We start from the raw sequence: 12171 nt of genomic DNA on the forward strand, positions 1-12171 counted from the left end.
CTGTTATTTTTCACGCAACGTGTTGAATAAACAGCGCTTATAGAAGAAAACACCACTTAAAATGGCGATATGAATACCTCTCAACCATCAAGTTATCGGTTGAGTTAAAAAAAATGTTCGCGTCAAAAAAAAATTGACGAAAAAAATGTAAAAACAATATCACAAAACGTGACATTGCCCGCAAAAAATCTTGTTAACTAACTGTTTTAGATAGACTTATTGATAATAAATCCGATTATTACAAACAAAAAAATCCCTGAGCATTCACTCAGGGATTTAGAGATTTGATAAGTAGATGATGAATTAAAGCTTAAAGAAACTTAATTGCTCTTTCTGCTTCTCTGCAAGTAATGAAAGCTCAGTACTCGCACTTGCACTCTGGCTGATGCCCGCTACATTTTGGTTTACAAGCTCCGACATGTTAACCACGTTGCGATTGATATCTTGAGTAACTTGAGACTGCTCTTCGGCTGCGGTTGCTACTTGCGTGTTTGAATCGTTGATGTTGGCGACCGACTCGGTAATTCCAACCAACGCTTCATTCGCTTGTTGCGTCAGCTCGTTGTTGCGGCTAAGCATATCAAGGCTGACTTGCATACTGTCATTCGCCAGCCCAGACTGCGCTTGAAGCTCTTCAATGATCGTTTGGATCTCTTGTGTCGAGTCTTGAGTACGCGCTGCTAGCATGCGTACTTCATCAGCTACTACCGCAAAACCACGACCAGACTCACCAGCTCGCGCCGCTTCAATCGCAGCATTCAATGCTAGCAAGTTGGTCTGCTCAGATACGCCGCGAATCACTTCAATAACATCGTTGATCTGTACAGATTGCTCTTTTAGACGCAAAACAACTTGCGCTGCATCGTTCAATGCTTGAGACATTTGCGCACTTGCTTCCGCACTTTCTTGGAAGATAGCCAAACCTGATTGAGCAAGTCCATCAGCTTCACGCGCTGTTGCGTCAGCAGAGGTCGCGTTATCACTCACATTATTCGCAGTACTTGCAAGCTCGTTAACCGCAGATGCAACTTGCTCGATCTCCGCCAACTCTTGTTGAGCGTTCGCTTCCGCTTGCGTCATTACCGCAGCTAATTCGGTCGATGCAGATGCAACTTCCTCACTAATACGGGTTAACTGGTCCACAGTGTTGTATAACTGCTCTGCGGTTTGGTTTACATCTTTGCTCAGCTTAGAGATCTCATTGTCCCCATCGACATCTGCACGTACTGATAGATTACCCATTGCTAACTGACGCATCACTTCTTGCAGCTTTTGGATTGGTGTAACAATCATGCCAGATAGGAACCAAGCGCCTATCAATGAGAAAGCAAATACCGCTAAAACCGTCAACATAGCGTTATTTTGCACACGTTCATTTTGCTGATGACTTCTGATAGTAGATTGTTCAGCTTGCTCGTTTACATGCTTTGATAGCGTGTTAATTTGTTGGACCATTTCTCGGCCAACATTGCGATACTCTTTGACAAATGCACGGTACTCGCTATCCGATTTCAAACCTTGATCGTATTGGTTGAAGAAAGCAACTGAGCGCTCTGAATATCGCACATAGGATTCAATTGCTTGGCGAACTTTAACGGCATCGTCACGGAATAGGTTTCGGGCTTCAATTGCGCTTAAATCGGCATCAACTTGCTTTAAGCCTTCTTTCAATTCGGTTAGAAAATTCTCACGACGAGAAGCATCGTAAATAGCGTAAACCGCGCTTATGCGCAGAGGGTAAATTTGGTCGTCAATACTCGCCAATGTGTCTTTGTGAAAAACCAAAGATTCTTGGTTGGAAGCAATAACATCTTGCTCTGCTTGAAGATTGTTTTTAGTAATCCAAAGAGCAATAAACAAAACAATCGCGGTAAATAATACCGGAACCAAAATTTGCGTTCGTACTGACAAATTTTTCAGTGATAACTGCATGACAGGGCCTCAGTTGTATGCGTGATGTCTATATCCAAACAAACTCGAGCAGTGCCTATAACAACGTTACTTTTCGGCAGTTTGAATATCTATGCTTCCTTGCGACGGGATAAATCCCAGACGAATAAACAAGTGGCGAATATTAGAGGTCGATCACACTTTTGTCTAGTACAAAAACTCTCCATTTTCAATCTGTTATTGACAATATCCCGACAGTGGCGTCGGGATATTGTCGTTATGATAAATTATGATCACTTATGATGAGATACATTCACATTTAGGACGGTTTCAGCCTATTTTCTCAACGAATTGAGCTTAGCTTGAGCAAGGCCAAAAATGGTATCGATTGGATAAGAGCCTTCATCGGTTGGCTCACCAGCAACTTTCCCCGTAAACAATTCGATAGCTTCAGTAACATGGTCAATCGCCCAAATATTAAACTCGCCTTTTTCGACTGCTTTCACGATGTCGGAACGAAGCATTAGATTGTGAACATTAGAGCGCGGAATAATGACCCCCTGCCCGTCATGACGACCTTTAATTACACACACATCATAAAAGCCTTCGATCTTTTCGTTTACGCCACCAATAGGCTGAGCTTGACCAAATTGATTCATCGACCCTGTTATCGCAATGTCTTGTCGGTTTGGTTGCTTTGAAAAAGCAGACACAACCGCACATAACTCAGCCATGCTGGCACTATCACCATCAACACCACCATAAGATTGCTCAAAGGTAATGGTTGTCGTTAATGGCACTCGTGCCGTTTTACCAAATACGGAAGATAAGTAGGCAGACAAAATCATCACACCCTTAGAGTGAATACTGCCCCCCAAATCCACGCTGCGCTCGATATCGATAACCTCCCCATCACCGTAACACGTCGTCGCTGTGATGCGATTCGGTGCACCAAACATGTAGTCACTAGTGCTCAATACCGAAAGTGCGTTCACTTGGCCTACGGCTTCTCCTTCGGTGCGAATCAGCGTTGTGCCGTTAATAAAGGTTTCCATTACGTTATCGCGTAATCGGCTTACTCGCATTTCTTGGTTATTGAGCGCCTCTTCAACATGACCAATACGGATCATGTTGGAGTTGGCTTGACGAGCCACGTAATTCGACTCTCGAAGCAAGTTGGCGATATTAGCCGAATGTAGAGATAGCTTGGATTGGTCGCCAGACAAACGTGAGCTGTATTCGATGATCCGAGCAATGGCTTTGCGATCGCAATGCAGCATATTGTTGTCATGCACCACGCTAGAGATAAAGCGCGCGTAATGCAGCTCAGACTCCGGCGTACGTTTCATTTCGTCTTCGAAATCTGCCGTCACACGGAACAACTCGCTGAACTCTGGATCGTAATGTTGGAGTAATTGGTAAGTTCGGTAATCACCAAATAAGATAATTTTGATATCAAGCGGAATCGGTTCAGGATCGAGTGATACCGCCCCCGTCAATGTGACTTCTTTTTCTAGAGACGTAAAACTCAATTGACGAGCACGCAATGCGCGCTTCAAACCATCCCAAACGTAAGGCTGTTCAAGTACTTTCTGAGCATCCATTAATAGAACGCCGCCATTCGCCTTATGCAAGCTCCCTGCGCGAATCAGCGAGAAGTCGGTAAACACCGTTCCCTTGAAAGTGGCAGTCTCAATCGACCCGAAGAGTGAATGATAGTTGGGATTTTCTTCAACAACGATAGGAAATTCGCTGCTTTTACGGCTTACCAAGACGTTCACTTTATAACGACGTGGCAATTTTTTATCCAAGGATGCCGTCGCAATTTCGCCTTGCTCGCCACTTTGGTCAAGGAAGATATCTGCGTTTTCAACAATATCTTTTTGCAGCTCAGTTAAGTAGGTTTTGATTTCGGAATATTGCGCGTAATCCACTTTGAGTTTTTTGATGAAGTGAGTAATCACATCAAGCGTCACTTCATCATTGAGCTTTTTGATTTTATCGCTGTATGTCTCTTCCCACTCCGTAAGCTCACGAACCATCGAGCGCAATCGCACTTCGAGTTCATCAATAGCATCGCTGAATTGCTCTTGTTCTTTTTTGCTTAGTACATCAAAAGACTCTTCCGTATGAAGCTCATCACCGTTCATGGCGACAAACTGATAATCCCCCTGTGTAGTCAGTGTTAGGCTGATGCCTTTTTCTTTTGCCTCTCGGCTAATACGATCCAGCTCGTTTTGTTGCTTAGCTGCCAATTGATTTTTTAATCGCTCAGCGCGGCTAAAGTACATTTCATTGTCGAATGCTAGGGGTAAAGCATTCAATAATTTGCCCATTAAAGCTTCAATATCAACACGTAGCTTATTTCCGATACCACAAGGCAGCTTTAATACCTTTGGTGTACGGGTATCCTCAAAGTTCGCAACGTAACACCAATCAAACAGGGCTGCTGCATCGTGCTGGTGACGATTCAGATAGCGCAAGATCATGGTGCGTTTACCTAGTCCATTCTGACCAATGGCGTAGATGTTATACCCTTTCTCTTTGATGGACATCGCAAACTCGACCGCTTTTTGCGCGCGCTCTTGGCCCACGATTTCATCAATTGGAGGTAACTCCTTGGTCGACTTACATGGCATATTCTCTAGATCTGCTACAGAATATAGCTGCTTAGCTTCCAATCTTAGTATTGCCATATCCACTTCCTTTTTTCTTATTTTCGTTATTTGAGTGTAGAGATTATTTGCTTAATTTTAAGTGATTTACCTTCCACCCTAGATTGATTGGACATTTTATGAACACATAAGTGATATTAACACGCACTTGCAATTGATAATCAATTTCATTTAATATCTAAACAAATCAAATGTTGTGGAGATGGATATGAATATTGAGCAATGCTGGATGCGCTACTTAAAAGCGGAGCAACTGATGGAACAAGGCCATTGGCCAGAAGCTCATCGTTTATATGACGACGTGCTCAACAATCTACCCAACCACATTCATTTAGCGCTAGAAAATGCACAAACTAAACCTTGCCAATTTGTATGTCTCATTACGGGACTTAGAGATGCTAGCGTGACGCAATCAGAGATTCTCAACAAACTCGGCTTACAGCATGATGCGTTCTCAATACTCAATCAAACTTACGCGCTATTTCAATTTTTGCAGCTAGAGAGCCATGAACTGATTGAGCGCGTAGGTCACCTACTTGGTCAACAGAGCGAAGACTTGTTAGCTCACATGGCGGCATTTTGCTCTGCCCAACGTAATGCTCAATGGATGATAGAACTCGAGCACGTAACGCGCGCGCATGAGCAGTTCTTACATTTGCAAGCAATGAGTTCGGCAAAAGCTTCGCCTTCTCACCTGTATAATTAATCTAAAGCTCAAGCATTGAGGCCAGCTAGGTTTGTACTGTCCATTGCTTGAGTATCATTTGCTTTATCAACCACAAGGATCTGTGATGTCTTCTAAAACCATTCTTTCGGTGAACAACCTATCAGTCAGCTTTACGACAAACGATGGGATCGTCGATGCAGTAAAGAATGTTAGCTTCGATTTAAAAGCAGGCGAGACGCTGTCCATCGTTGGCGAATCTGGCTCTGGCAAGTCAGTATCAACCAATGCACTGATGAAACTACTGCCAGACAACGCTATTTTGCATGAAAGCTCATCCATCATGTTTGAGGGTAGCTCCATCTTGGATAAAACAGAGCGTGAAATGCAAAGTATTCGCGGTGATCGCATTGGCATGATTTTTCAAGAGCCGATGACCTCACTAAACCCGTACATGCGGGTGGGTATCCAAGTCGCTGAGGCCATCATGTGTCACCGCCCGGTCGACAGACGAACAGCAAAAGCAAAGGTGTTAGAGCTGTTTGAATTGGTTCATATGCCAAACCCAGAAAAAGCGTACAACAAGTACCCACACGAATTTTCTGGTGGTCAATTGCAACGCATCATGATTGCGATGGCACTGATTAACGAGCCCGATATTTTGATCGCCGACGAACCTACAACAGCGTTGGATGTCACGGTTCAAGCAGAAGTGTTGCACCTGATTAAAGAAATTCAGGCTCAGATGGGCATGGCAATCCTATTTATTACTCATGACTTAGGCGTCGTAAAACACTTTGCAGATCGTGTCATTGTGATGTGTAAAGGAGAAGTCGTCGAGGAAGGCGAAACGCAAACACTCTTCGAGGACCCAAAGCACGAATACACACGTATGCTAATCAACTCGATTCCTAAAGGCAGTAAGGAGCCTATTAGCGAAAGTGCTACACAGCTTTTAAAGGCCGACGATATACGAGTCAAATTCTTGGTAAAGTCGCATTTTATTGCGAGCAAGAATGAGTACTTCGAAGCGGTAAAAGGCATTTCTCTTGAGCTTAAACAAGGAGAGACCCTCGGGATCGTTGGGGAGTCCGGTTCAGGTAAGTCTACACTCGGCCGAGCTTTGATAGGTCTTCTGCCCTCAACTGGCAAAATAGAATATAAAGGCCAAGATATGGCCTTGCTGACAAACAAAGAACGTTTTGAGCTGAAAAAAGACGTTCAGATGGTATTCCAAGACCCTTATGGTTCGCTTTCTCCTCGTATGACTATCGGCGAGATCATCACAGAAGGATTAACTGTCCACCAACCAATGTTGAGTAAAAAAGAACGTATGCAGAAAGCGCGCGACGTGCTCCGTGAGGTCCGCTTAGATCCCGCGTCCATCAACCGTTATCCGCACGAGTTTTCAGGAGGCCAGCGTCAGCGTATTGCTATCGCGCGAGCACTGATCCTTGAACCTTCGTTTATTCTGCTTGATGAGCCAACCTCTGCATTAGACCGCTCGGTGCAACTGACAGTGATTGACCTTCTGAAAGATTTGCAGAAAAAACACAATATTGGCTACTTGTTTATTAGCCACGATCTATCAGTAGTTAAAGCACTCTCTGATCGTGTTCTAGTCATGCAAAAGGGCGAGGTCATGGAACAAGGTACGGCCGAAAAGATTTTCCAAAACCCTAAAAATGACTACACGAAAAAACTGATAGATGCCTCATTTGATCTTGAAAACAGTGAAAATCAGCACAATGCGGCTTAGGTTCATCACAGTTTCATATTCATAAACTAGGATTAAGAAAAGGTGATAAATTCATCTTGTCTTAAGAATGGCGTAGCTGCCTTTCGGTTTGGCCGCCGAGACTGGTTGGTTCAAGAGTCAGACTTAGTCAACCTGGCTCAAATACTGGCAAACAGTATGAATTGAGTTCCCCCAACCATGAAAAATGCCGCGACACTGTCGCGGCATTTTTTTATTCTCAGAAGCTTCGAACAACTAGGGCATTAAATCGACTCAATACCCATATTATGTAACGTAAATGCATACATGTCTGTGGTGAGGTCAATTTGCTTACTCAGCGGCATTCCTGCACCATGACCTGCATTGACATCAATGCGTATTAATACTGGATTAGCGCCTTGCTGTTTGTCTTGCAGCTCCGCAATAAATTTGTACGAATGTGCTGGCACAACTCGGTCGTCGTGATCAGCAGTTGTCACCAAGGTAGCAGGATATTGCACGCCTTCTTTTACATTGTGAACAGGAGAGTAACCAAGCAAGTATTGGAACATCGCTTCACTTTGCTCCGACGTGCCATAGTCATACTTCCAGCCTTCTCCAGAAGTAAACGTGTGATAACGCAGCATATCAAGCACGCCAACCGCAGGCAGCGCGACTTTGAATAGTTCAGGGCGTTGCGTCATACACGCTCCAACTAACAAACCACCATTAGAACCACCGCGAATCGCTAGGCGATCCGAGCTAGTGTAGTCGTTTTCAATCAGGTATTCCGCCGCCGCAATAAAGTCATCAAACACGTTTTGCTTTTGCTGCTGAGTGCCTGCGTTGTGCCAGGCTTTACCGTATTCACCGCCGCCTCGCATGTTGGCGACAGCGTATATACCACCCAACTCTAGCCAGTTGGCTACATTGCCAGAAAACATTGGAGTAAGGCTGATGTTAAAACCGCCGTAACCATACAACATGGTTGGTGATCTACCATCAAGTGCAACGCCCTTCTTGTATGAAATGATCATCGGAACTTGCGTGCCGTCTTTTGAGGTGTAAAACACCTGTTTTGATTCATACTCATTACGATCGAACGGTGCCTTTGATTCCTGAAACAGTGTGGATTCACCAGATTCGACATCAAATGAGAAGATCGTCGGAGGCGTCACGTAGTTAGTGAATGTGTAATAAAGTGTGGTTTCTTCTTTTTTACCCGCCAGACCATAAGCCGTGCCTTCTCCCGGCAATTGTACATCTCGAATCCACTCACCTTGGTAGTTAAACTGCTGCACTTTAGAAAGCACATCTACCATATAAGTCGCAAACAGATAACCGCCACCTTTGCTGATTTCTAACGGCTGTTCTTGTTCAGCAATCACGTCAGCCCATTGTTCTGTCTGAGTGTTGTAGCTGACAACTTTGCCATTCGGCGCGTCTAGGTTGGTGTAAAGCAGCAAGGTTGCGTCTTGGCTATCAATTAAGTAGGTGTCGCCTTGCGTTGTATCGCGCAGCGTCACAATTGCTTGGGAGTCAGACTGTAAATCGATATAAAACAGACGATTACCCGATGTAGATTCTGCGCCAGAAATAATGAGGAAGCGATCATCTGTCGTCGTCGTACCAGACACATAACGATGAACTTGCGTATCCAACTCACCAAAAATCACTTTATCTTCAGATTGAGGGGTACCAAGTTCATGATAATAAAGCTTGTGATGCTCAGTTCGAGCAGACAACTCACTGCCTTGCGGCTTATCGTAGCTTGAGTAATAGAAGCCTTTGCTGCCCAGCCAAGAAATCGACGTAAACTTCGCATCAACAATCTCAGGCTCTAACTGTTCTTTGGTTTCCGTATCAATGACAAAGATCTTACGCCAATCACTGCCCCCTTCCGAGATGGAATACGCGACCAAACGGTAGTCTTTAGAGAAGCTGACTTCGCCAAGAGAGGTCGTGCCCTCTTCGGAGAAAGTATTTGGATCAAGGAAAACCTCGGCTTCTCCCTCGCCTTTACGTCGATACAATACGCTTTGATTTTGCAAACCGTCGTTTTTGTAGAAGTAGGTGTAGTCACCACGTACAAATGGCTGGGAATATTTTTCGTAGTTTTGACTGTTCGCCACTAAGTCACGGATTTGTTGGCGGTACGGTATCTGACCAAGGAAATCGAAGGTGACCGAATTTTGACCCGAAACCCATTGTGCGGTTTCTTCACTGCGATCATCTTCTAACCAGCGATAAGGGTCGGCAATGTCGTGACCAAAATAAGTGTCCACGACAGAATCTTTACGTGTTTTTGGGTAATGCATAACGTCCGTGTTACTCCGTTGTTTTTATTAAGTTGTTTATCTTCAATCGTTTTATTGCGGTGATTACCTTAGAGCACCCAATTTTGATTTCAACGACATTGTTTTAAATCTATGAAGAACCTAGAAATAATGAGATATCGTTAAGTACCGGTCACGAATGTGCTCAATAAGCAGCTTCACTTTGTTCGGTGGTTGACGAGTAAACGGATACACCGCGTAGATACCCAACTTTTTACCTACTAATTCAGGAAAAATATCCACCAGTTGACCATTACGAATATCGTGATACACCAAGCAGCGCGGGACGTAAGCAATACCATGGCCGCCCAGAGCGGCTTTACGTAATGCGGTCGCGTTATCAGTAGAAAAGCAGCCCGATACTTTGACGATGTAATTGCCATCTTCTCCTTTAAACTCCCAATCCGTTGCACCTGTGGTTTGGTAAGCGTATTGCAGACAATTGTGCGTGGTGAGATCAATCGGCTCGATCGGTTTCCCATTTTTCGCAATATAAGAAGGTGACGCGCATACCACCCATTGGGAATCGAGAATATGTCGTGCGATCAAACTAGAGTCGGCTAGGTAGCCAGTTCGAATGACTAAATCGTAACCATCAGCCACTAAATCGACAAAGCGATTATCCAATGACATGTCCACGGTCAGACCCGGATGAAGGTTACAAAACTCGGCAACAGCATCAGCAAGTATCAAATCTCCAGAGATACACGGCACGGACATTTTTATATGACCGCTCACATTCTCTCCAAAGCCTGCAACAGCATCCATAGCCTCCTGAGTGGCCTGCTTCACATTTTTAGCACTGTGGAGTAACACCTTACCTGCCTCGGTCAAGGTTAATTTGCGCGTTGTTCGATATAATAGCTGAGCCCCTATTTCTTCCTCCAACCTCGCCATTCTTTTGCTAACTACCGAATTTGTAAGGTTATTTGCCTCTGCAACCTTACTAAAGCTGCCAAGTTCGATTACTTGAGAAAATAGGATTAAGTCGTCTGCTCTCATACCATTATGTCACTTTTGGAATTAATTATTTTCATTATTTCCCTATATCAACAAAAAATAAAGGAGTAAATTCACGCCAAATTAACAAAACCATTACAACAAAAAGTCACCTCTACAGCGGATTGACACCGTTCGAGAAGTCAGCGTACGAAGGATGTACAAATGAGTGAAACCCTACTTGCCCTAGTGGCATTTTCGCCAATTGTTGTTGCCGCCATCTTATTGGTTGGTCTCAACTGGCCTGCTAAAAAAGCCATGCCTGTTGCGTTCGGTCTAACCGTCGCTATCGCACTAATGTTTTGGGATATGTCAGCCAATCGCGTACTGGCCTCCGTATTCCAAGGACTGGGCATTACTGTCTCTGTTCTATGGATCGTGTTTGGTGCCATCTTCTTGCTCAACACTTTAAAACACACTGGAGCGATCACCACAATCCGTAATGGATTTACCGATATTTCGGCTGACCGCCGTGTACAAGCCATCATCATTGCTTGGTGTTTTGGCTCGTTCATTGAAGGCGCCTCTGGGTTCGGTACCCCGGCAGCAATCGCTGCACCACTACTGGTTGCAATCGGCTTTCCTGCGCTAGCCGCTGTCCTAATGGGCATGATGATTCAGTCTACGCCTGTTTCATTCGGCGCGGTAGGCACGCCTATCATCGTAGGTGTAAACAAAGGTTTAGACACCCATAACATCAGTGAGTCGTTGGCCGCACAAGGTGCAACGTGGGAAATGTACCTGCAAGATATCACAGCGCACGTTGCTGTCATTCACGCAGTCGTAGGTACGATGATCCCAGTATTAATGGCTATGATGTTAACACGTTTCTTCGGCAAGAACAGAAGCTGGAGTGAAGGCCTGGATATTCTACCATTTGCGTTATTCGCTGGTGTCTCTTTCACCGTTCCATACGCGTTAACCGGCGTATTCTTGGGCGCAGAGTTCCCTTCACTTATCGGTGGTTTGGTTGGTCTGTCTATCGTTGTTACCGCAGCGAAAAAAGGCTTCTTAGTACCAAAGACTAAGTGGGATTTCGAAAGCGAAGACAAATGGCCTGCAGAGTGGTTAGGTTCGCTAAAAGTCGATCTAAACGACAATCCGGGCAAGCCAATGAGCATCGTAAAAGCTTGGGTTCCATATGTAATGCTGGCAGTTATTCTCGTCGCAAGCCGCGTAAGCCCTGAGCTGAAAGGCTTTGTACAAAGCGTAAGTTTGTCGTTCAGCAACATTCTTGGTGAGACTGGCGTTAGCGCTGCGATTCAGCCGTTATACCTTCCTGGTGGCATTCTGGTGTTTGTCGCACTACTTGCTGCAATGTTACAAAGCGGCAGCGTAAAGCCATTGCGTGAAGCATTTGGCGAGTCAAGCAAAACACTGATTGGGGCGGGTTTTGTCTTGGTATTTACCATTCCGATGGTTCGTATCTTTATCAACTCAGGCATCAACGGTGCTGACCTAGCAAGTATGCCCGTCACAACCGCAAACTTCGCCTCTGACCTTGTTGGTTCTGCGTTCCCAGCGCTGAGTGCCACCGTTGGTGCGCTGGGTGCGTTCATCGCTGGCTCAAACACGGTATCAAATATGATGTTCAGCCAGTTCCAATTCGAAGTGGCACAAACGTTGTCTATTTCGAGTGTGATTGTTGTATCACTCCAGGCCGTCGGTGCTGCCGCAGGTAACATGATTGCGATTCACAACGTTGTTGCCGCATCAGCCACGGTAGGTTTGCTTGGTCGTGAAGGCGCAACATTGCGTAAGACGATTATCCCTACGTTCTACTACATTGTAATGACGGGCATTATTGGATTGGTGCTGATTTATGGCTTCCAAATGACAGATGTCTTAATGAAGTAACGCGAAATGCAGGGTTTACAGCCCTGCCTAATT

The 12171-nt window shown here is 44.9% G+C and carries 7 protein-coding genes; 3 read left to right on the forward strand and 4 right to left on the reverse strand.

Features of this window, described 5'->3' with window-relative positions; genetic code table 11:
* Positions 1 to 303: 303 nt before the first annotated feature.
* Both R7R24_RS04215 and R7R24_RS04220 read right to left on the reverse strand, forming a co-directional pair.
* On the reverse strand, positions 304 to 1932 hold the full coding sequence (locus tag R7R24_RS04215; protein WP_005375120.1) for a methyl-accepting chemotaxis protein: 1629 nt from the start codon (positions 1930 to 1932) through the stop codon (positions 304 to 306).
* A gap of 293 nt (positions 1933 to 2225) precedes the next feature.
* Positions 2226 to 4586 (reverse strand): Lon protease family protein, encoded by a 2361-nt coding sequence (locus R7R24_RS04220; protein ID WP_054574916.1) that lies wholly within the window; start codon positions 4584 to 4586, stop codon positions 2226 to 2228.
* Positions 4587 to 4773: 187 nt separating this feature from the next.
* Between R7R24_RS04220 and R7R24_RS04225 the strand changes: the two genes are divergently transcribed.
* Positions 4774 to 5271, forward strand: a complete 498-nt coding sequence (locus R7R24_RS04225) for a hypothetical protein (protein ID WP_017635485.1) — start codon at positions 4774 to 4776, stop codon at positions 5269 to 5271.
* An 85-nt stretch (positions 5272 to 5356) separates the two neighbouring features.
* The gene (locus R7R24_RS04230; protein WP_017635486.1) at positions 5357 to 6988 is read left to right on the forward strand and encodes an ABC transporter ATP-binding protein; all 1632 of its coding nucleotides are present in this window, start codon (positions 5357 to 5359) and stop codon (positions 6986 to 6988) included.
* Between the two features lie 242 nt (positions 6989 to 7230).
* On the opposite strand, the gene R7R24_RS04235 is transcribed toward R7R24_RS04230, so the two are convergent.
* Both R7R24_RS04235 and R7R24_RS04240 read right to left on the reverse strand, forming a co-directional pair.
* Positions 7231 to 9264 (reverse strand): prolyl oligopeptidase family serine peptidase, encoded by a 2034-nt coding sequence (locus R7R24_RS04235; protein ID WP_017635487.1) that lies wholly within the window; start codon positions 9262 to 9264, stop codon positions 7231 to 7233.
* Between the two features lie 120 nt (positions 9265 to 9384).
* Positions 9385 to 10284, reverse strand: coding sequence for a LysR family transcriptional regulator (locus R7R24_RS04240; RefSeq protein ID WP_005375112.1), 900 nt, complete (start codon positions 10282 to 10284; stop codon positions 9385 to 9387).
* 162 nt (positions 10285 to 10446) lie between these two features.
* Here R7R24_RS04240 and R7R24_RS04245 point away from each other — a divergent pair, with 162 nt between their 5' ends.
* A complete protein-coding gene (locus R7R24_RS04245) occupies positions 10447 to 12138 on the forward strand; it encodes an L-lactate permease (protein WP_005375111.1) in 1692 nt (563 codons plus the stop codon).
* Positions 12139 to 12171 lie beyond the last annotated feature (33 nt).

Source organism: Vibrio sp. 704 (assembly GCF_033339295.1).